This is a genomic window from Planomonospora sp. ID91781 (assembly GCF_015711595.1).
Classification (GTDB): domain Bacteria; phylum Actinomycetota; class Actinomycetes; order Streptosporangiales; family Streptosporangiaceae; genus Planomonospora; species Planomonospora parontospora.
Genome location: NZ_JABTEY010000006.1, coordinates 1 through 21,356, shown reverse-complemented (window position 1 = coordinate 21,356; position 21,356 = coordinate 1). Strand labels below are relative to the sequence as shown.

14 protein-coding genes are annotated in these 21,356 nt (G+C 70.2%); 5 read left to right on the top strand and 9 right to left on the bottom strand.

Annotated elements, in window-relative coordinates:
• Positions 1 to 101: 101 nt before the first annotated feature.
• Complete coding sequence (locus tag HS048_RS36540) at positions 102 to 662, bottom strand: hypothetical protein (RefSeq protein WP_196470392.1); 561 nt, start codon at positions 660 to 662, stop codon at positions 102 to 104.
• Positions 663 to 1,237: 575 nt separating this feature from the next.
• On the opposite strand from HS048_RS36540, the gene mobF reads away from it, so the two are divergent.
• A complete protein-coding gene (gene mobF, locus HS048_RS36535) occupies positions 1,238 to 5,920 on the top strand; it encodes a MobF family relaxase (protein ID WP_196470391.1) in 4,683 nt (1,560 codons plus the stop codon).
• Positions 5,921 to 5,964: 44 nt separating this feature from the next.
• Complete coding sequence (locus HS048_RS36530; protein WP_196470390.1) at positions 5,965 to 6,477, top strand: hypothetical protein; 513 nt, start codon at positions 5,965 to 5,967, stop codon at positions 6,475 to 6,477.
• Between the two features lie 1,156 nt (positions 6,478 to 7,633).
• On the opposite strand, the gene HS048_RS36525 is transcribed toward HS048_RS36530, so the two are convergent.
• Genes HS048_RS36525 through HS048_RS36515 form a run of 3 tightly spaced genes read right to left on the bottom strand, consistent with a single transcriptional unit; the run spans position 7,634 to position 11,831 of the window.
• The gene (locus HS048_RS36525) at positions 7,634 to 8,521 is read right to left on the bottom strand and encodes a hypothetical protein (RefSeq protein ID WP_196470389.1); all 888 of its coding nucleotides are present in this window, start codon (positions 8,519 to 8,521) and stop codon (positions 7,634 to 7,636) included.
• Complete coding sequence (locus tag HS048_RS36520) at positions 8,518 to 10,443, bottom strand: type IV secretory system conjugative DNA transfer family protein (protein WP_196470388.1); 1,926 nt, start codon at positions 10,441 to 10,443, stop codon at positions 8,518 to 8,520. The genes HS048_RS36525 and HS048_RS36520 overlap by 4 nt, the downstream gene beginning before the upstream one ends.
• 14 nt (positions 10,444 to 10,457) lie before the next feature.
• Positions 10,458 to 11,831 carry a hypothetical protein gene (locus HS048_RS36515; protein ID WP_196470387.1) on the bottom strand — a complete coding sequence of 458 codons (1,374 nt, stop codon included), beginning with the start codon at positions 11,829 to 11,831 and terminating at the stop codon, positions 10,458 to 10,460.
• 520 nt (positions 11,832 to 12,351) lie between these two features.
• Between HS048_RS36515 and HS048_RS36510 the strand changes: the two genes are divergently transcribed.
• Entirely contained in the window at positions 12,352 to 12,510 is a 159-nt protein-coding gene (locus HS048_RS36510; protein ID WP_196470386.1) for a hypothetical protein, read from the top strand.
• 280 nt (positions 12,511 to 12,790) lie between these two features.
• Here the strand turns inward: HS048_RS36510 and HS048_RS36505 are convergent, their stop codons facing one another.
• The 5 genes from HS048_RS36505 to HS048_RS36485 form a co-directional block, all read right to left on the bottom strand.
• Entirely contained in the window at positions 12,791 to 13,162 is a 372-nt protein-coding gene (locus tag HS048_RS36505) for a hypothetical protein (RefSeq protein WP_196470385.1), read from the bottom strand.
• A 287-nt stretch (positions 13,163 to 13,449) separates the two neighbouring features.
• Positions 13,450 to 14,394, bottom strand: a complete 945-nt coding sequence (locus tag HS048_RS36500; RefSeq protein WP_196470384.1) for a ParA family protein — start codon at positions 14,392 to 14,394, stop codon at positions 13,450 to 13,452.
• A gap of 441 nt (positions 14,395 to 14,835) precedes the next feature.
• Complete coding sequence (locus tag HS048_RS39060) at positions 14,836 to 17,739, bottom strand: tetratricopeptide repeat protein (protein WP_196470383.1); 2,904 nt, start codon at positions 17,737 to 17,739, stop codon at positions 14,836 to 14,838.
• Between the two features lie 79 nt (positions 17,740 to 17,818).
• Entirely contained in the window at positions 17,819 to 18,166 is a 348-nt protein-coding gene (locus HS048_RS36490) for a trypco2 family protein (RefSeq protein WP_230882669.1), read from the bottom strand.
• 262 nt (positions 18,167 to 18,428) lie between these two features.
• Positions 18,429 to 18,995, bottom strand: coding sequence for a hypothetical protein (locus tag HS048_RS36485; RefSeq protein WP_196470382.1), 567 nt, complete (start codon positions 18,993 to 18,995; stop codon positions 18,429 to 18,431).
• A 211-nt stretch (positions 18,996 to 19,206) separates the two neighbouring features.
• Between HS048_RS36485 and HS048_RS36480 the strand changes: the two genes are divergently transcribed.
• Together HS048_RS36480 and fxsT are read left to right on the top strand one after the other, a co-directional pair.
• On the top strand, positions 19,207 to 19,617 hold the full coding sequence (locus HS048_RS36480) for a hypothetical protein (protein ID WP_196470381.1): 411 nt from the start codon (positions 19,207 to 19,209) through the stop codon (positions 19,615 to 19,617).
• A 56-nt stretch (positions 19,618 to 19,673) separates the two neighbouring features.
• Positions 19,674 to 21,356: FxSxx-COOH system tetratricopeptide repeat protein (fxsT, locus tag HS048_RS36475; RefSeq protein WP_196470380.1), on the top strand; the 1,683-nt coding region annotated here is incomplete at its 3' end.

Below are 21,356 nucleotides of genomic sequence, written 5' to 3'. Positions count from 1 at the left end.
GTGATAATAGTCTGTTATCACGTACATGAGCGATGCCGATGATAGGCCCTGCGTGCTCTCGGACGGTCTGATCGGGAACTCGCCGATCCTGGGGCCCTCTCTCAGTTGGCGCAGTCCTGGCGGTCGAGGGCCATGATCATCTGCTCGACCTTGCCGGTCCTGCCGCCGGACAGGATGAAGCCGTAGTAGCCCTTCGGGTTGCGGGGCAGGGGGGCGTAGAAGAGTCCGCTCCCGCTCATACGTGCCTTCGGATAGGCCCGCTTCACCTGCCGCTTGGTGGAGCCGATCCCGATCCCCCGCGGGGTCCTGGCACTGCGGGGGGCGTCGATGTAGCCCACGACACGGAGTCTCTTGGAGATGACCACGTCCGCTCTCCCGCCCGGTGCGTTCGGGGGCGTCCGGAACCTCCAGGTCGTGCATGGGCCCTGGCGGCTCACACGCCTGATCTTTCCCGTCGCCCGTGCCTTCTTGGCGCTCATCCCGAGCTTGATACCGCGATAGCCGAACGGCCCGAACTTGCTCCTCGCGGCTGCGGCGGACTCGGCCGTGGTGACGATTGCCGTGGTTGCCGCCGCGTCGGCGGCGCCGCCGTTCAGGAGCATGCTTCCGGTCAGTGCTGCCGCCAGCAGCGAGCGGCCCAGCATCGGAGTCGAGCGCCTCATCGTGGTCCCCCTGGTGATGATCGATGGCCTGGTCTCACCCGTGCGGTGACGTGGGTGCAGACCGTCACGTGATCGTGTTTCTGCAGGTTAACCGGCGGGTTCCTGCGAGACCGGGCACGTGAACGGTGTGTCGTCCATGCGGCTCATGGCCGCCGTCTGCGGGCTGCACCAGGTATCGGCGCAGTAGGGCCGGCGCGGCTCCACGGCAGTCGGCGGTGAGAGCGGTCTACGTGCAGGCGATTTACCGGTGGATTGATGGTGGAGGGCCACTCGAATTACGGGGATTTTTCGTTCGGTTTCCCCGACCATTCAGCAAGACGATTTCAGGCCCTCATTCTCCAGCGTTCCCACCCTCCGTCCACCATGATCCACAGGTCTCCCTGTCGCTCTCACGGCCCTCCCTCTTCCTCCCCTCCTCTCTCACCGATCACCTCACGCTCCTCCCCTGCAGCTCACCTATCTCAACTGATCTATCACAACACACCTAGGCATTATTAATGATCATGGTAGAGTGAGTGTCGCTTGTGATCGTGTGCGCCCCTGCCGGGGCGGCGCCCCGAAGGGAGGTCGAGCCCGTGCTGAGCATCGCGGCCGGCTACGACCCGGGGTATCTGACGCGGTCGGTCGGCAAGGGCGCGGAGAACTATTACTTGGCCGCGGTCGCCGAGCATGGGGAGCCTCCCGGGGTGTGGTGGGGCGAGGGTGCGGCCGCGCTGGGATTCGCGCACGGCAGCACGGTCGATGCCGCGGTGATGGAGAAGCTTTTTTCGAGTTTTCTCGACCCGCGTGACCCGGAGTTCCTCAGCAAGGAAATCCCGGATGAGGAAAAGGCCCGGCTCGGCCGGCGTCCGCAGGAGTTCAAGTCCGCTGATGCGATCTTGGCCGCGCGCCTGGCCGCTGAGCCGGAGGCCACGGCCGAGCGGCGCGATCAGCTGCGCATCGAGGCCCAGCAGGACGCCCGCAAGGCGGTCTACTTCTTCGATCTGACGTTCTCGCCGGTCAAGAGTGTGTCCCTGCTGCACGCGGGCTTGCAGGCCTCCGCGCTGGCGGCCAAGGAGGCTGGGAACGCCGAGCAGGCCGCGGCCTACGACCGGGCTGCTGAGGCGGTGTGGGAGGCGGTGCACGCCGGGGCGTCGGCGAGCCTGGCCTATGCCCGTGACCATGCCGGGGCGGCCCGCACGGGGTATCACGGGGTGAGCATCGAGGGCCGCTCGACCGGGCGGTGGACGGAGGCCGGCCGGTGGGTGGTGGCGCAGTTTCGCCAGCACACCAACCGCGAAGGCGAGCCGCAGCTCCACGTCCACCAGGCGGTGCTGAACCGGCAGCTGTGCGCGGACGGCCAATGGCGCTCCCTGGACTCGCGGGCGCTGCACCGGGTGCGGGCGGCGGCCGCCGCGGTGGGCGAGCGGGTGATGGAAGAGCAGCTCACCCGCACGCTCGGGGTGGAGTGGCGATCTCGCCCGGACGGGCACGGCCGGGAGGTCGTCGGGGTCACCGAAGCGCAGATCGAAGCGTTCTCCACGCGCCGGGTGCAGGTGACCGAGGATTTGAAGCAGCGCATCGCCGACTACGAAGCGGCGCACGGCCGGGCGCCGAGCGCGCGAGCGGTCTTCAAGATGGCCCAAGACGCGACCAAGGCCACCAAGGCGGGAAAGCCCAAGCTCGCCGACGCTCCCACCCGCGCTGAGGAGTTGCGCGCGTGGGAGCAGCGCACGAACGAACAAGAGATCAAGCGGCTGCGCGACATCCCGGCCGCGGTGCTTGGACGCTTCCATCCAGGCCGGGCCGAGCGGGCGCGCAAGCGGCTGGCGGAGCTGAACGTGCGGCGGGTGGTCGAGGCCGCGGTGACCGAGGCCCAGGCCGCCAAGGCGACGTTTTCGCGGTATGAGCTGATCCGGCATCTCAACGCGCACCTGCCCGACCACTTGGGTGGTCTGCCGGCCGAGCGGGTCGAAGCGCTGCTCGAAGAGCTCGCGGACATGGCGCTCGATCCGGCCGGCCCGGCCGGGGTGCGCCTGCTCAACGCCCCGGAGCTGGTCGAGGTCCCGGCCGAGCTGCGGACCGCGGACGGGCGCAGCATGTATGAGGCGCCGTGCGCGCAGCGCTACACCACCGCCGCCCAGCTTGATGTCGAAGCGGCGGTGATCGCTTCGGCGCTTGCTGAGGGGGCGCCCCGGCTCACCGCCGAAGCGGCGGCCGCTTTGCTCGGCATCGCGCCCGCTTCGCCTGAGCCGTCGCCGCTCGGTGGCCCGCTCCACATTGAGCCGACCGCCTCCGCAGGAACGACAGGCGGGACGACCGCCGGCGGCGGAGGAAGCGGCAGCGGAGCGGGCCCGCTCGGCGCGAGCGCGGATCGGGTGGCGGGCAAGCAGCCGTCGCTTCGCGCTGACCAGGCGGCCGCGGTGTATGGGATTTTGACGAGCGGGCGCCGGACGGATGTGCTGTCGGCGGCCGCCGGCGCGGGCAAGTCCTTCACCGTGGCGCGGCTGGCTCAGGTGTGGCGCGAGCAGACCGGTGCAACCGTGGTGGGCCTGACCACCAGCCAGAACGCTGCAAATGTCCTGGTAGATGAAGGCTTGGATGCCGCCCACAACATTGAGCGGTGGCTAGACGCGATCAAACGTGGAGCGGCTCAGGTAGACCCCGGGCAGTTGATCGTCGTGGACGAGGCGTCCATGGTGACCACCGCGCACATGCGGCAGATCCAGAAGCTCGCTGCGGCCGCCGGCGCCAAGGTCGTATGGACCGGTGACTCCGCGCAGCTCGGCGCGCCTGGGGTCGGCGGCATGATGCGCCAGGTGATCACGACCGGTGGAGCGTATGAGCTGGTCGACGTCGAGCGCATGCGCGAGGTATGGGAGCGGGAAGCCTCGCTTCGGCTGCGCGAGGGAGATGTGCAGGTGCTCGGCGAGTACGACCGGCGCGGCCGTCTGCTCGATGGTGACCGCGAGGTGATGGAGAGCGCCGCCCGCCGTGCGTATGTGGCTGATCTGCTTGCCGGGAAGCGGACGCTGCTTCTGGCGCCCACGAACGAGCAGGCGGCGGAGCTGTCGGCCCAGGTGCGCGCGGAACTGGCCGCTTACGGCGTGGTCGCCGAGCACGGGGTGACGCTGCGGGACGGTAACACCGCGGGTGTCGGTGATCTGATCATGGCCAGGCAGAACAAGCAGGACGTCACGATCGGGGACACTGGTCGAGCCCTGACCAACCGCGACGTGCTCCAAGTCGAAGCGGTGGGCGCCGGCACGCTGAAGGCCCGCCTGCTGGACAAGGACGGCCGCCCCGGCGAGCTGGTCACCATCGCTGGTGACTACGTGGCCGAGCACGTCGAACTCGCCTACGCCGGGACCGTGCACGCCGCCCAGGGCCGCACGGTGGACACCTGCCACGCGATCGTGGACGAGCGGGTGACGCGGGAAATGCTGTACGTCATGCTCAGCCGTGCCCGGTCCGGGAACTACGCCTACGCCGTGGTGGAGCCCGAGCGGCAGGCCGATCTGCGGCCCGGCCCGGAGCAGGCCCGCGACCTCCCCGAAGAAGTGTGGGCCGGGGCCGGTCTGGCGGTGCTGGCGGCCGCGCTGGAGCGCACCGAGGACGACCAGACCGCCACCGAAGCGATGCTGGCCGAGGCCGAGCGCGTCACCCACATGGGCCACCTGAACGCGATGTGGCTCGACAGCGTGCGCGAGAACCTCCCCGATGCCTACATCCGCCAAGCCGAAGCGCGCGGCACCCTCACCGCCGAGGAGGCCGCCCAGCTCCGCATGGACGAGGCCAAGGGCAGCCTGGGAAGGCTGCTGTGGGAGCTGGAGCTGTCCGGCCGTGACCCGCACCGCATCCTCGATGCCGTGATCACCCAGCGGGAACTGGACAGCGCCGACTCCTTGGCGAAGACGCTGCATTGGCGCATCACCCAGGCCGCCCAGCGCCAGGGCGTGGACCTGGAGGCGCTGGAGCCGGCCGAGTCCTACATCCGCGGCACCTGGATGGCCCGCACCCCGCGCACGGGCCTGCCCGGGATCGATCGGCTGCTGTCGGACCTGGCGATGCAGGCCGAGCGCCGCACCCTTGATCTGGGCGCCAGGGCGGCCGAGCGACCCCCGGCGTGGCTGGTCGAGCAGGTCGGGCCGCCGCCGGCCGAGCCGGTCGAGCGCGGGGAGTGGATTCAGCGGGCCGGGCGTGTGCTGGCCTACCGCGAGCAGTACGGGTACGCCTCCCCGGTCGATGCCATCGGCGCCGCCCCCCGCCGCACCAACCCTGAGCAGCGTCTTGCCTGGTATGCGGCCTATGACGCGCTCGGGCGGCCGCAGGCCGATCGGGACATCGCGGCCGCGAGCCTGGGCGAGTTGTGGGTGATGCGGGCCCGCTACGAGCGCGAGGCGCGGTGGGCGCCGCAGTACGTGGCCGAGGACCTCAAGCACGTGTCGATCACCGCCCGCGAGCACGCGGCCGAGGCCGAGCGGTTGCGCGCCCAGGCGGCCGCCGCGGCGAGTGCGGACGTGCGGGCCGCGCTGGAGAGCCAGGCCGCCGGGTATGCGGCGATGGCGGCCGAGCTGGAGACGCGCCGCGCCCAGCTCGCCGAGATGGACGCCGCCCGCCAGGCGTGGCACGCCGCGACCGAGGACGCCCGGGTGATGGCCATGCGCGCCGATGCCGAGCTGCGCCGCCGACCCGAGGTCGCCGCCGAGCTGCTCCCGCCGCTGCACCGCGCGGCCGCCGCCGTGCAACCCCCGCAGCGCCAGGAGGCCGAGGCCGGCGCCGAGCAGGTGCATCCCGACCAGCTCACCCTGTTCGCCGCACCCGAGCCGCAGGCCCCGACCGAGGAACGAGCCCAGGTCGAGGAGGTCGACCAGGCAGTCGAGCGCGAGCGCGAGCGCCAAGCCGAGCCCGAGGCCGCCGTGCCGGGGCAGACGATGCTCGACCTGTACGGCGAGGTGGCAGACGCCGATCAGGCCGAGACTGGTCAGCCGACCGGGGCCGGCGGCCGGGTCCGGCAGGCCATCAGCACGGCGATCCTGCGGGCCCGCACCGCCCGCAACATCGCCCTGGGCCGCCGCGACGAGCGCGAGGCCGAGGAGAACGAGCGCCTGCGGCGCAGCCAGGCCGAGCGGGTGCAGGCCGAGTCCTCCGCGAGTCGGGAGCACGAGCGGCTGACCGTCGAGCGGGCCGAGCTGGAGCAGCGGGAGACGACGCGGGCCGAGCAGTACCGGCAGGCCGAGCAAGCGGCCGAGGCCGACTGGGACGAGATGTCGCTGTGACCGGTCATGGTCGACCCCGCTGGGCCCGGGTTACCGTGGCAGGCATGAGCACGCCCGCGCCCGACGAGCGTCCGCTGATGCGGCCATGGCGGGAGATCGCCGCGGAAGCTGGCCCTCTCCCGGACATGACCCCGTTGACGCCACAGGAGCGTGAGGAACTCCGCCGGCGCCTAGACGCCCCAGGCGGAGCAAGGAAGGGCCTGACCGCACGCGAGCAGGAGGCACGGTCTCGGATGGGCATCATCCGTAGCCCGCAGCGCATCGCCGAAGTCGAGACTGTGGCTCATGCCCAGATGACGGACGGGCCTTACCGGCGGGGCATCCTCGATGCCATCGCCTGGGCCACGGGACGCCGACCGCGCGCACCACTCAGTGACCGCCAGAGCGATAACCGCCTTCCCTCCGCACAAGAGATGTGGCGAGAGGCCATCCTCGGCGAGGAGATCGCTTACGGACGTCATGAGCTGCGTCGGAGCCAAGAGCACCGAAGCTACGGCGTTGGCGTCGAGGCCACCTTGCTATGGCTGATCGCTCGATCGGACGAACCTCCGAACTGATCATCAGGGTTAAGTCGTACACCGATCATCGGTGTACGGCCCCTTTCTGTCTGCTGTGGTCGAGGACCCCCACGGTGCAAGGGTTTCCCCTCCGCTCCCCGCTGCCTGATGATGCGCGGCACCCGGAACCCGTCAAGGGCGCCTACGGCGTCGCAAGCGATGGCCTACGGCCACCCTTGACCGAACCCGGGTGACAGTCGCGCACCTAGGCAGCTAGCGGGAGCGGGGGGAGGGGTCGGCCCGGCTCGGCGTGGTCGAGGGCGAGCACCAGGACGGTGAGCAGGCGGCCGCCGGGGTGCGACGAGTGTGAGCAGGAAGATCATCACGTAATGTATGTGATTTACATCACACATCTATTGTGGCGAGTCGCTCATTCCTACTCATTCCTAAGGTCATCATCCAAGGTCGCAGCGGTAGGCGTCCTAAGACCTCGTACATTCATTTAGCGCCTGTAGGGCCTGACCTGGCAGTTTGCCGTGACTTGCCGTCAAGGATCTCATGCGATCACCACTAAGGCCCTTTAGGATGAGCTGTGCAACTTCAGAACCTCATTGCCGTTCATGGTCGGCAGGTTCCCGCGGGATCAACCGACCGGGGCCCGCGATCCTGAACCACCCGGGCCCATACCGAAGGGAACGGAATGAGGAAGAAGAAGCGACGGAATCCGACCAGCCTTGGTGAGTGGCCCGCACTGGTAGTGCGCGGTTGCTTGATCTTGGTTGACTGGTTCCTCAACGCAGGAGGCGGCTCCCGGTAGGTACCCCGGAAGCCGCCCCCATGTAGAGCGGGAGCCCCGTACTCATGCTGACCGGCCTGGGATACGGGGTTTCCTGCTGTAACGCCTCAATGCCAGCTGAGGGGTAGACCTCTCAGGATGACTACTGGGGCCTTCGTGAAGTCGATCCACAAAGTTCGATGGCCCTATCGTACCTGCGCGCGTGCATGCATGCACTAAATGGATGTACGAACGGGCGAAGAACTGGGACGGGCGCTACACGCGAACGGGCGAAGAACTGGGACGGGCGCTACGCGCGAACGGGCGAAGAACTGGGACGGGCGCTACGCGCGAACGGGCGAAGAGCATGAAGTCCCAGATGACGAAGAAGGGGCGCAGCCCGGGTGACCGGTACGCGCCCCTTCCCTGCGGTCCACCGCCTCAGACCGACGGGCCCCCCGCTGGGCGCCGCGTGGTGTCGGCCGCGGCCCTGCTCGCGGTCAGCGCCTGCTCGTAGGCCAGGTATTCGGCCTGGGTGATGCGGTGCTCGGAGAACAGGCGCGAGGCCCGCTCGGTGGCCGCGGCCCGCAGGTCGGGCGGGGTGGCCAGGTGGTTGGCCTGCTCGGTCAGCCGGTAGACCTCCCCCAGCACGCCGACGCGCTCAGCCTGGCGGAGCTGGTCGGTGTCGTCGCGAGCCGGAAGCGGCACCAGGTGCGGCCGGGCTTCCCCCGGACCCGGGCATTCACGGGTGTGCGCATCTGCGGTGCGCAGCACCTCCTCCAGCATCCGCCGGAACTCGACCGCGTGGTGCGCGCGGCCGCTGGAGCGTTCATAGGCCGCCTGATACAGCGTGCGCAGCATCGCCACATCGTTGACCAGGTCCAGATGACGCGGCCAGCAGCCGCGCAACCGCTCGGCCGCCGGCGGCCAGCCGACGAACACCACGTCCCGCACCCAGGCCACCAGGTCGGCCAGCCAGGCGCCGCGTTCCTCGAGGGGGACGTGCGCCCAGTCGACGGGCCGCAGCGGCGGCTCGGCGGGCTCGGAATCAGCGAGGTCTTCCACGGCCTGGGCCAGGCGGGCGACTTCTTCGGCCAGCTGCTCGGCCTCGGCCGCCTGACGCTGGAGCTGCTCGACCAGCCGGGGCAAGCCGGTGAGGCGGCCCAGGTGCGCCGCGGTGGCGGCCTGCTCGCCGCTCAGGTGCTCGACCGTGGCCCGCAGCCGGCCGACATCGACGCTGATGGCCGAGACGGCCGACAGCACCGCGCCCAGACCGGAGGCCCGGCCGTTTTCGGCCGGGCCCGCGATGTCTCCGAGATATTCGCTCACGAGCCGCCCTCACTGTTCGGGCGCGGCTCCCACGGCCGCCACGGCTGTACCGCCGGGCCGTCCGGGGCGGCCGCCTGCCCGTGTTCGGCCGGCCGCACCGGCAGCGTGGGCGGCGCCTGCCGGCGCTGCTGTCGCCGCGAGGTCAGCTCATCCGGCACCGGAACCGGGCCCGGCCGGGCCGCCGGCGGGGTGAGCAGCTCCGGACGTGGCACCGGGGCATGGCGCACCGGCACCCCGGGCAGCATGATCGGCTGACCGCTTTTCACCCACCGCTTGTAGTCGGCGCGCTTCCAGGCGCGCTCCACCTGCACGATCGTGCCCTTACGCGAGCCCAGGATGACCGCGGCGTGCCAGGGCGGCAGGCGGCGCAGCTCGGCGGCCGGCAGCACCGGCACCCGCTCGAAGATCGGCCGGTTGCGGTAGCGCGGCCGCCCCTGGGAATCGGTGCCGTTGGAGACCTTTTCGGTGTCGACCTGCACGCGCACATCCCCCAGCAGCCGGGAGACGCGCTCCATCATCTCGGTGTCACTGGAGGCGGTGTAGACGATCTTGCAGGTGGCGGCCTGCCAGATCACATCGGCGCCGTCCTCGCCCCACCGGGCCTTGAAATGCGACCAGGCCTGGCCGATCAGGTGCAGCGCCACACCGGACCCGGCGGCGTAGGTGGCCCAGCTGTCGACCGGGACGGGGCAGATGTTGGCCACCTCATCGAGCACCATCGTCAACGGCGGATCCAGCGCCTGAGTGCGGCTGCGCGAGCCCTCCAGCACGGCCCGGTTGAACAGCTCCGAGACGAAGCACAAAAACAGCGGCGCCAGCTCCTGGTTGTCGGCGTTGGCTACCAGATACAGCGTGTCGCGGCTGGCGAGGAACTGCTCGACGTCGAACAGCTCTTCGCGGGCCCGGGGCTCCAGCGCCTCGGCCACCGCCGGGTGCGCCATGAACTTCAGCACGTTGCGGATCGTGGTGGCCACCGAGGCCTGCGTGCGCTCGGGCAGGGCCAGGTACTCGGCCACCGCGAGCACCGATTCCTCCTGGGCGCCCTCGTGCTGCTGGAGGATCTCCAGCGGCTTAGCATCGCGGGTGACGATCCATTTGTGCACGGTGCGCAGCGTGACCCGCACCAGGCCACCGGCTTGCAGGTAGCCGGCCAGTGTCAGCACCGCCTGATCACTCCAGAAGCTACCGTCGGTGACCGCGGAGGCCTTGATGCCGGCGACCAGGTAGCCGGCCCGGCGGATCGCCACGCTCGCGTCCTGGCAGCCCGCCACTAGGTTCCACTTGAACGTGCTGCCGTAGTCGCCGACCCCGGCGGGGTTGAACACGTGCAGCATCCCGCAGCGCTGCCGCACCCCCGCGGTCAGCGTGATCAGGTCCCCGCGAATCGAGGTGGCCAGCGCCGGGCCGGGCGCGTCCATGACCCGGCCGGCCGCGGCGGCGGTCTTGCCCTGCTGGGGCGGGGCGATCGTCAGCGTGACATCGCGCAGCGTCGCATACGCCCGCCGCCGCAGCGGTTTGGCCCAGCCGAGGAACACCGCGTACTCATGCGCGGGTCCGAAGCGGCGATCCTTCCACGTCAGCGACGGCCGCGAGCGCTTGGCGATGGCGCGGGCCGGGCCGAGGCCGTAGCCGCGGCGCAGCTCGATGAGGCCGGCGAACCCGGGGCCCGGGTGCATTCCCAGCCGCACCCGAAAGCGCAGCGGCAGCAGCGGCTTGCGCGGCCGGGCCGCCCGCGCCGCCAGGCCCGCCGCGGTGACGCCGGCGGCGACCAGCCCGGCCCAGCCCCAAAACCCCGGGATCATCTCCCACGGCAGCGGCGGCTCAGCGGCCAGGAGCGGCGCGGCGAGCGGGGCGGTCAGCGCCGCCCACGCCGGTGGCCGCGCCAGGTGGGCATCCCAGGTGAGGGGAGTCTCGTCGGTCACGCGCTCACCTCCGGTCACGATCCACTCCCCTCGATCATGGCGCCCGCGGGCGACAGTTCGCGGCTCTTCTCGGCCTTGAGATGCTCGTACAGGTAGTTGCGGGCCGTTCCTTCGCTGTGCAGGCCCGCCCGCTGGTACAGCTCGCGGGCGACCTCGGAGGCCCGGGTCAGGTCCCCGTAGCGGGGATCGCCCTCGGCGCCGAGCCGCTCATACAGCGTGATCAGCCGTTCCCGGCCCGACTTGGCCTCGGCCAGCTCCGCCAGCGCCGCGCGACTTTGGCGCTCATGCGTCAGCTCCTCGCCCAGGCGCTCGACCTCATACCGCAGGGCCTCGGCCTGGGCGCGGGCCCGCTGCCGCTCTTCCTCGCGCGCCGCGCGCTCGACCTCGGCCAAGCGCCGGGTCATCTGCTCGCGTTCGGCCGCGGCCGCGACCTCGCGGGCCCGCACCTGCTCGCGTGCCTCACGCTCGACCTCGGCCAGACGCTGGGCCATCTGCTGCAGTTCGGCCGCGGCCGCGGCCTCGATGGCCTGGACCTGCTCGGCCGCCTGCGCGCGGACCTGCTCGGCCGTGGTTTCGGCGCCAGCGGCCCGCTCGGCCGCCTCGGCCGCGCGGATGCTGGCCAGGGTCTGCCCCGGCGCGATCGGTGCCGTGTCCAGGATCCAAGCGTGCAACCCTTTCGCGGTGCTGCGCGGGGAGACGGCGAGCCGTACCAGCCACATGACCAGCCCGAGCAGGGCCCGCAGCAGCCGGGCCAACGCCAGCAGGGCGCCGGTCAGGATCGGGCTCTCGTCCAACTCCAGACCGTTCCGGGCCCCGGCCCAGCGGCGGACCTCCACCACGAAGGTCTCCAGCATCCACGCCATGGTGATCGGCGGAATGACCGCCACCAGCAGCCCCTGCAGGGTCGGCGGAGCGTAGAGGACCTGGGCGCCCAGCGAGAGCCCGAAGAAGATCAGCACGCCCACCCGGGCCCGCAGCGAGGACTGCCCGCGCAGCGCCGCGACCAGAGCCACCAGCGCCATCGCGATCCAACCCGCATCCGGCAGCGCGGCGATGACGACCGCGCGCCACTGATCCGCCGCAGTCACCGCGGCGCCCGGGGCGTGGTTGTGCGCGAGCGCGAACAACCGCTGCGCCTCGTAGGCGACGATGCCCGCACCGATCAGCGCAGCGAAAATCACGACGCCGGCGACACCGAGCAGGCGACCCGGAAGCCGGTCGTGCTTCTTGTCCTGCCGCGGGTTGACCTTGTAGTGGCGGATCTCCCGTACCCCTGCGTCATTCGACCAGGGCGTCAGCGGAGACCGCTCCCCGTGAGCGTGTCCGTTGACGGGGCCGCCCCCGTCGTCGTCAGGACGCGTATCGCGCCCTAGGCTGATGCCGAACATCAGAAAGTCCCTTTCTGGTGGTCAACCCCGGGCGGCGGCGGTGTATCCGGCAAGATCAAGCGCCGTCGTCCGGGTATGAATTGGTCAGAAACCGTGACGGGTCACGTACTCCTCCAGGGCCTCCCGTAAGACCGTTTGAGCATCTTTGTCCTGGGCTACCGCTGCCATCCGCACCCGTCGTCGCAGGCTGTTCGGGATCCTGCCGCCAAACTGCACGATGGTTTCGGCCTCTGGCGCCGCGGCTGTCATGTCCTGGGGCTCCTCTCGGCCTTCCTCCGGTTCTCTCACCGGCTCTTACTCCTCCTCGCGTGGTCTTTTTCCTGACCATACGGGAAGCGGTGTCAACAGTGATACCACGCCTCTATGTCAACAATCAATCTTGGTGTGATTGTTGACAATCAATCTGTGTTGGGTTCATGGTGGAGAAGCCAGGGTGTCTGCCCTGGACATGACAAAGCCCCAGGGTGCTGAATCCGCCAAGACCGACACCCCGGGGCCCCTCTTTCAAGGGAGTCCCATCATGGCACGAACCCGCACGTACGACCCGGGCCGCAAGGTCACCGGTCAGTGGCCCGGCGGTGAGCCGCAGAGCGTCCGCGATGCCTACGACGAGAAGTTCGCCCAGGAGCAAGCCAACCGGCAGGCGGCTCGCGACGCCGCCAAGAAAGCCGGCAAATGATGGCGAAGGGGAAGGAGAAACCGCCGGCTCCCGCCTCCAGCGGACCCAAGCCGGTCAGTGAATGCGCAACCTGCGGGGGCTCCACCACCAGTCCCGCGACCTGCCCGCACCCAGACAAGCCCAAGATCCGCCGATAGGCGGATCGATCACCAGCAGGACGAGGCGCCCAGACTTGGAGGCCTGGGCGCCTCTTGGTGACCTGAGGCGAGCATTCGCCAATCAGGACACAGCACGGAAGGCCTCGCATGTACGTCGTACAGGCCTCTCGATACGTATGCGTCTACCGGCTACCGCGGCGTCGGCGCGGCAGATGTACCGCCTCGACAGCGCACGAGATGACCTCGCTACGGGAACGGGCACCGCTGTCGTCGACCAGCCCGTCAAGTACAGCGATCTCTGCGGCGGTGGCCTGGATCGACCACAAGGCCCGCCGCCCTTCCCGGGCGGCCGTCTGTCGCGTGCTGCTGCTACGCCGCCCCGGGAACAGGCTGTCGGCCGATCTCGCCGGGCCGCGCCGATCGTTGACCAGCTCGGCCAGACGATCCCGTACCGCGTCGAGCGCGTCGTAAGCAATCTCGGCATTCGTGCGGCCGCTGCGCCGCCGCACCTGCTCGACCGCGCGCAACGCTTCGGGCATCACGTAGACGCTCACCTGATAGGTGGTTCCGTCGTCGGACGCTGGCGCAGGCCGCGCAGGCGAGGTGGGCCGCTGGTCGACGTCGAGCGCCGGTAACGCAGCTGATGAGGACGTAGGAGCAGCATCGGGTACGGCCGTGGCAGGCTCGGCCACTGGGGCGACCTGCTCCACCGCAGCACGGGCAGGGGCAGCAAGTTCAGCCGGAGGAGCACTGCGACGCGGCAGACGGCCCCCCAACCCGCCCGCTGCCGGTGTACCGAACACGGCGCCGAGCGCACCCGGCTCACGCATCGACGGATCGCTCACTGTGCCCCCTCGGCGGCCGCCAGGAGGTCGAGCACCTCAGCCGCCAACTTCCGGTAGTCCTCGGCCACGTTGCCGGCGGTCGGAGGAATACGCCGCGCACCCCGCTCGCCCGCCCGCAAGGACTGCCACCAGGCGGGCTGGTTGGCTGCATCGCTTTCCAGCTCGTGAGCCACCCTGCCTGAGGCGCGGCTTTCAGCCGCGATCCGTTCAGAATGACCGATCATCGCTGTCAGCATCGGTGACGACCCCGAACCGAACGCCTGCTCGACCTGCGCGCGCACTCCGCGATGCACCGCCGTGGCCGTGCGGGAGGTACCGAACAACACCACGCCGAGCAGTGACAGAGCCGGATTGATCTCCCGGGCGATCAGGAATCGCTCGGCAAGTAGTTGCATACCGACAACACCGCCGCCATCGGTCTTCGTAGGCATCAGCAGCCACCGGGCCGCGCCAAGCGCCAAGTCGACGAGCATCGTGTTTTCGGGCGGCGTATCGATGATGGTCAGATCGTAAGCACCGGCGACCGGAACCAGGGCGCGGGCCAGTGCCCCGAACGCCTGTCGGCCCTGCGAGCTGACCCGTCCCACCATCACCGCTGTCAGGTCCCCCAGAGCCGTACCACCCGGGACGACGTCCATCCCAGGACGTCCGGGAACCGCAACCGGTGCCAACGGTGCATCCGTCATCAACGACATGATCAGGCCACGGCCCTGGTCGTCAATGCCCGACCCTCGGTATCCGAGGTCGTCGGAGAGGTTGGCCTGCCGGTTGAGGTCGAGTGCCAGCACGCGGTAACCAGCAGCGGCGTACAGGGCCGCTAAATTCGCAGTGATCGATGTCTTGCCCACGCCACCCTTGTCGTTGGCGACCGCGATCACACGGTCAAGGGGCGGCAGCTCTGTGTCGGTGGCTGCGGTTGCAGTCTCGGGGGTTGCACTCACGAGTGTTCCTGCTCATGTGGTGGGGCTATGAGCTCGTAGTCTGACACGCAACCTCCGTCCCTTGGAAACATGCCTCCGATGCTGTATGGGCTCACGATCCGGCGCGCGCCTTCAACTTCCCTATCCAGCGTGTGCGTTAGGTATCTGGTAAGCATGCTTAGTATTCCCCTATCCCTGTAACTGTTTGCTTGTTATCTTTCCTTTCTATCTGCCTCGCGCCATATCGAGCTATCGGTCTCCCTATCGGTCTATCGGTTAATCTATCACTCCCTTGATGATGGCTAACCTACAGCTCAGAGGCATGCTACGCGTACAGAACAGTCGGTTGGGACAGGTGAAGTAGAGAGGAACTGGGCCATCTCGTTTCCAGCCGGAAAACCGAAATGCGATTGGGTTAGGAGGCGTCGACTCGCCGTCGCAGCGGATGGGAACGGAGCGCAGTCAGTTCGCCGCACCATCCTCGTCGCTGAGACTCTGCAACCAGGCCAGCACCTGTAGTGACTGCTCCAGTTCGGTCTGGTGTACAGCCGGGCGGGCGTCGGCCAGGGTGCGGCGGATGGTGAGGGCTTCGGTGATGGCCTCCAGCGCTTCCTCGTACCGCCCGAGACCGCCCAGATGGACCGCCTGGTTGTTGAGGCTCATGGCGAGGTCGGGGAGGAAGGCGTCGGGATGGATATCGGCCAGGGTGCGGCGGATGGTGAGGGCTTCGGTGATGGCCTCCAGCGCTTCCTCGTACCGCCCGAGACCGCCCAGATGGACCGCCTGGTTGTTGAGGCTCATGGCGAGGTCGGGGAGGAAGGCGTCGGGGTGGGCATCGGCCAGGGCGCGGTAGAGGCCGGTGGCTTCGGTGATGGCCTCCAGCGCTTCCTCGTACCGCCCGAGACCGCCCAGATGGACCGCCTGGTTGTTGAGGCTGCCGGCGAGGTGGGGCAGGAAGGCGTCGGGATGGATATCGGCCAGGGTGCGGCGGATGGTGAGGGCTTCGGTGATGGCCTCCAGCGCTTCCTCGCGCCGCCCGAGATCGGCCAGCTGGACCGCCTGGTTGTTGAGGCTGCCGGCGAGGTCGGGGAGGAAGGCGTCGGGGTGGGCGTCGGCCAGGGCGCGGTAGAGGCCGGTGGCTTCGGTGATGGCCTCCAGCGCTTCCTCGCGCCGCCCGAGGCCGCCCAGCCGGACCGCCTGGTTGTTGAGGCTGCCGGCGAGGCCGGGCAGGTCACCACTGCTGCGGTAATGGCCGGCGAGGCACTCGCTCAGGCGGGCCGCCCACCCGGCCAGGGCCTGGCTGGAATGCGGGAGCCGATTCGACCACCGTTGCAGCTCCTCCACCCCGGCGGCAGGGTCGTCGATCAGCCGGTCCAGCGCAGCCAACAGCGGGCCGGGGGTCTCGACCTGGGTGGCGACCTGGATCGCTGGCTCGGCCAGCGCCTGCCGGTGGCGCACACACACCCCGGTCAGTTCCTCACCCAGGCCGCCGTCGAAGACCGGGTGGGCCGTGGCGCGTGCGTACACGGTCAGCAGGCGGGCGGCCTGTTTCGGGTCGGCCCCGGCTACTAGGTGGTCGGCGAGGCCGGGGTCGGTCTGGATGCGCCGGCCCCACCAGCGCTCGGCCAGCCGGTCGGGCTCCAGCGCCCCCCACACCGCGCCTGCGGCCGGCGGATACACTGCGGCGATCCACGCGCAGATGCCGTCGATGCGGTCGCGGTCGGCGGACTCCAGGCCGGGCACGCGGCGCAGCAGTGCCTCGGCCTCGGCCCGGCTGCTCGCGCCCAACGTGAGGGCGGCGGCCAGGGCATCGGTGAGCGTGCCGGGCAGCGGGCGCGTCGGGGGTGGGGCCGGGTGCAGGCCGTGCGCGACCGCTGCAGCGGTCCAGTAGCGCTTTTCGTGGGTCAGCAGCCGGTCCTCCACCGGGCCTGCTTCTTCGGCTCGGTCGGGCGAAGCGGTATCGGGCTGAGGGCTGGAGCCGGGTGCGGGAGCGGCGGTGTCCAGTAGGTCGGCTAGCGCGGTCATGTGCAACGTCAGCGCGTTGTCCAGCCCGGCCCGGCCTGCCGCAGGCGGCGGCAGGGCCGCGGCCAACTCCTGCCACGGCTGCCCACTAGTGCCAGGGGTGAGGGTCAGGGCGGTGGCAAACGCGGTGGCGGCGCGCCGGTAGGCCTCCCGTCGGGAGGCCGGATCGGGTTCCAGCGGCGTCAGCTGGGTGACCGGGGCACCGTCCAGCAGGGCTTCGGCCGCCGGGCAGGAGGCCTGCAGGGCCGTCCACCACGGGCCGGCGGTGCGCGCCAGCAGCAGCAACTTCACCGGCGTGCCACCGCCATGGCGGGCGCACGCCTCCAACAGGGCGGCGAGCTGGTCGGTGCGCGACTCGGCGTAGTCGGCCACCACCAGCAGTGGCGCGGCCGCGTCCTTGACCACGGCCAGCCCCGCCTCGCGGGCGCGGGCGCTGAGCCACAGCACCGCCCAGCCGGAGGCGGCCAGCTGCCCGGCCAGTTGCTGGGCCAGGCGGGTCTTGCCGTGCCCGCCGCCGGCATGGATCAGATGCGCGCCGAACCCGGGCCGTTCCGCCCAGGCGTGCAGGTCCTTCAGCAGGTGCTCGCGGCCGGAGAAGGGCACCACCTGGCGGCGGGCCCGCAGCAACGCCGCAGGGGAGGACGTCCCCGCGACCGTGGTGGTGGCCGGGTCGGCGTGCTCGGCCAGGTGCTGGAACTCGATCGGCTCCAGCACCGCCTGCTCCTGGCCGGTGTGTTCGGCCAGCACGGCCCGAAAGCCCGGATCGCGGTGCAGCACGTAGGCCGGCACGGCTTCCAGGTGCGCGTGCGCGCGCCCGGCCGGATCGACGGCCATCACCCCGGCCAGCAGGTCCTCGCAGAACAACGCTGCCCCCGACAACCCGCCCCACGGCGACGATCCGTCCGCCGTCGGCGCGGGCGGATGCGCGGCCAGGGCCAGCACGTAGCGGTCGCCGGCGTAGCGGTCACCGGGATTGATCGTCCCGGACGGCTGCAGCCACTCGGTCGCCTGGCCGGGCCGCTGCACCAGCTGCGGGCGGCCCCACGTCTGCGCGCCGAGGTTCGGCCGGTAGGTGACGGTGCGGCCCCAGCGCACCGGCGCGGCCGGACCCTGCCAGGCGGGATCGTCGATGACGACCAGCGCGGCGTCGTCACGGCCGTTCGGCGTGCCGGCCCAGGCCACCCGCCCGCCGTACACACGATCTTGCCCGGGACGAAACACCCGCACCGCCGTACCGGCGCCGCCGGTCACGTGCGCCGAGGTCAGCACCAGATGCGGCGCGACCACATACCCCGACCCCGGCCCCGCGGCGCCGTCGACCGCGACCACCCGCCCGACCTCCACGAGCCCCCTTCACCCTCCTTGCTGGTACGAACCAACCCCGGCCCGGCACACTCCGCGCCCGGCGGGATCAGCCAGCAGGTCAGCGGCCGATGTGCCCGGAGACGTCCCCCGGCCCCGCGGCGTCCGGCCGGCCTGCGATCAGCAGATCGGCCCCGTCGCGGTGCTTGGGCGTGAGGGTGACCTTCACCTTGTGCGTGCGGCCCCGCGCGATCCCGGCTTCGGCATCGGCCGAGACCACCCACGCCTTGAAGCCCGTCTTGGCCTTGGCGTCGACCTTGAGCTCCACGGCGAACTCCAGCTCGATCTGGCCCACCGCGAACGCGATCTCGCTGCTCGCGCCGCGCACCGCGGCCTCCAGCAGCTCATCGCGCACCGCCGCCACCGCGTCCGCCAACTCGATCTCCACGCGCGCCCGCCCCTCGCTCATCGTCGGCTCCGTGCCCGCCGGGCTCGACGCGGACAGCGCCAAGGGGCGGGATCACTCACCGTAAAGCAGACGCTCCGCCGACGGGGATGGTTTCCTGATCACAAGCGGGCACTTCACCCTCCCGGACGCCGTAGATGATCAGCCGTGGGGTGGTCCCGAAAACGGTGGCACCGGATCAACGCATCACCGCTGTTCAAGATCTCAGCTACTTTGCGGTTCGGCGCAGCCTCGGGAGCACCGGGCCAGCTACAACCTGCACATGTCAGGGCACAAGCAGGTTGATGGCAACGCCGATGGGGATGGACGCGAACACGCCGAGGGCGAAGAACAGCCATTGCTGACGGCGTTCAGCGTGGATCGTCGCTTTCGTTTCGCCGACGAGGATTTGCCGAATCTTCTCGGCCTGCTCCTCGTTGACTTCCAAGAGCCGCTGCTGCTCTTCGGTTTGGGCGAGGAGGGCTTCCCGCGCGGCCTGTTGGGCGGCGAGGTCGCGCTGGAGGTCTTCCATGAGCCGGGCGGCTTCGGTGAAGGCGGCGTTGACGGCTTTCGCCCGTTCGCGCAGTCGCTCGCTGAGGTCTTGCCCTGTCGCCGCCAGCATCCGGCGTTGAGCGGTGATGGTTATCCGGACTATGTGCACTTGAGCGGTTGCGATGGCAAAGACGCCGATGATGACTACGTAGCCGGGCAGGGTGCGAAGCTGAGGTTCTGCGATGAGCCGGTATCCCAGTATGGCGACCGAGACGAAGCCGATCGGAGCCAAGACCGCAGTCACAATGATGGGCAGGCCGGAGTTGGTTATATATCTGAGGAAATGCGGTCTGATCGCCATGGTCCCATTTGATCATTTTGACCTATGATCGTCGCTCGCTCTTGTCTGTGATCATCGCTCTACCAATCAGTAACTTTCGGGAAGACCTATTCCCGGTAGTTGGTCATAGGTCATCTCGGGGACCGGGACGTTCCGGAGGGTGTGGGCGTAGCGGCGGGTGTTGTCCCGCAATCGCGTGGTGTGATCTTGCCGGGTGATCGATGATTCCGTTATGCGCGGACGTGGATGGGTATGGGGCGGGGCTGCGGTGGCGGTGGCGGCCCTGGCAGGGCTGGGTATCTACCTCGCCCGGGTAGGGCTGGATGACGCCGACAAGCTGGCCAGCGTGATCGGGTTGTTCGTCGCGCTGGCCGGGCTCGCGGTAGCGGTCTACGGGCTGGTCGCCGAGCGGCGCGGCAGCGGCGGCACGCGGCAACGGGCCAGGGCCGCAGGGCGCGGCCGGGTCAATCAGGCCGGCCGTGACCTCCACGTCGGCTCCCCGCCGCCGGTGGCGGGGGGCGATGACGGCACGGGCCCGGGCGACGTCGGCCAGGACCCGCACAGTGTGCAGCAATGGGCCAAGGCCACCGGGGAGGGCCAGATCAACCAGGCCGGCCGCGACCAGACCATCACCGAGCAGTGAGCGCCCCACCGGCTGACTCGCCCTCCGCGCCGCCTTCCCCGGAACGGGACATCCGGATGCAGGCCACCGCCTCCGGCCAGGCCCGGGTCAACCAGGCCGGCCGCGACCAGACCATCGTGCAGCAGCAGACGGTGCTGCCGGCCGAGGCGCTGCGCTCGGTCGCGCAGGTGGACGCGCCGCCGCGGCTGGTGAACCTGCCCGCTCTGTCCCTCCTGTTCGTGGGCCGCGGTGACGAGCTGGCCGAGCTGGAGCAGGCGCTGGCCGGAGCGGGGCCGGTGGTGGTGGCCGCGGTGCACGGCCTGGGCGGCATCGGCAAGTCCACGCTGGCCGCCCGCTATGCCGCCGCCTCCCACACCGGTGGGCTCAACCCGGTGTGGTGGATCACCGCCGACAGTCCGGCCTCGATCGAGGCCGGACTGGCCGCGCTGGCGGTGGCACTCCAGCCCGAGCTGGCCACCGTCCTGCCGCAGGAAGGGCTGGCGCAGCGCGCTGTGGCTTGGCTGGCCTGCCACCACGGGTGGCTGCTGGTGCTGGACAACGTCACCCACCCCGGCCACCTGACCGACCTGCTGGGCCGCGTCCCGGACGGGCGCGTGCTGGTGACCAGTCGGCTCGGCGAGGGCTGGCACCGGGTGGGCGCGGTGGTGCTGCGGCTGGACGTGCTCAGCCAGGAGCAGTCGATTGCGCTGCTCACCCGGATCGCCACCGCGGGTTGGCCGGGCGCCGATCTGGACGGCGCGGCCGAGCTGGTGGACGAGCTGGGATGCCTGCCGCTGGCGATTGAGCAGGCCGGTGCCTACCTACGGCAAAACCGCCTGAGTCCGCGCGCCTACCTGGATTTGCTCGCTGCGCATCCGGCGGTGATGTACGACCAGGCCGCTGAAGGTGGCGACGCCGAGCGCACCATCGCACAGATCTGGCGGCTGACCCTGGACCGGCTCACCGATACCCCGCTGGCCGGGGACCTGCTGCGCATTCTGGCGTGGTACGCGCCCGAGGCGCTCCCCCGCGACGTGCTGGACGGCGTGGAGTCGGCGCCGTTGGTACAGCAGGCGCTGGGGCGGCTGGCCGCCTACAACATGATCAACATCGACGGCGCGGGCATCACCGTGCACCGCCTGGTCCAGGCCGTGGCTCGCACCGGCAACCCGGACGATCCACACCGGAGCCCCGCCGCCATCACCGCCGCCCGCGCTCGCGCCGTGGACCTGCTCGCTCGAGCCCACCCGGCCGAGCCTGACGATCCGGCGTTCTGGCCACGGTGGCGGGCATTGCTGCCCCACCTCGACGCCATGTTTGCGCGCATGCCCGCGGAGACCGACACCGCCGACGCATACGGCCTGCTCCTCGCCGCCGGCCGGTACCTGCAAGGCCAGGGCGCACTGGGCCATGCGGTGCGCTACCTGGAGCGGTGCGTGGCCCTGGCACATCGTGTGTACGACCCCGACCATCCCGCCGTACTGGTCTCCCAGAGCAACCTCGCCAACGCCTACCAGGCGGCTGGGGACCTGAACCGCGCCGTCCCTCTGCTGGAGCAGACCCTCACCGACCAGCAGCGGGTGCTCGGCGACGACCACCCCACCACCCTGACCTCCCGCAACAACCTCGCCAGCGCTTACCAGGCGGCCGGGAACCTGAACCGCGCCGTCCCTCTGCTGGAGCAGACCCTCACTGACCGGCAGCGGGTGCTCGGCGACGACCACCCCGACACCCTGAACTCCCGCAACAACCTCGCCAGC

What these genes read in the sequence shown, in the direction of transcription:
- HS048_RS36540 (WP_196470392.1), bottom strand. Translation starts at nt 662, where the DNA reads ATGAGGCGCTCGACTCCGATGCTGGGCCGCTCGCTGCTGGCGGCAGCA.
- HS048_RS36530 (WP_196470390.1), top strand. Translation starts at nt 5,965, where the DNA reads ATGAGCACGCCCGCGCCCGACGAGCGTCCGCTGATGCGGCCATGGCGG.
- HS048_RS36515 (WP_196470387.1), bottom strand. Translation starts at nt 11,831, where the DNA reads ATGTTCGGCATCAGCCTAGGGCGCGATACGCGTCCTGACGACGACGGG.
- HS048_RS36510 (WP_196470386.1), top strand. Translation starts at nt 12,352, where the DNA reads ATGGCACGAACCCGCACGTACGACCCGGGCCGCAAGGTCACCGGTCAG.
- HS048_RS36490 (WP_230882669.1), bottom strand. Translation starts at nt 18,166, where the DNA reads ATGAGCGAGGGGCGGGCGCGCGTGGAGATCGAGTTGGCGGACGCGGTG.
- HS048_RS36485 (WP_196470382.1), bottom strand. Translation starts at nt 18,995, where the DNA reads ATGGCGATCAGACCGCATTTCCTCAGATATATAACCAACTCCGGCCTG.
- HS048_RS36480 (WP_196470381.1), top strand. Translation starts at nt 19,207, where the DNA reads ATGCGCGGACGTGGATGGGTATGGGGCGGGGCTGCGGTGGCGGTGGCG.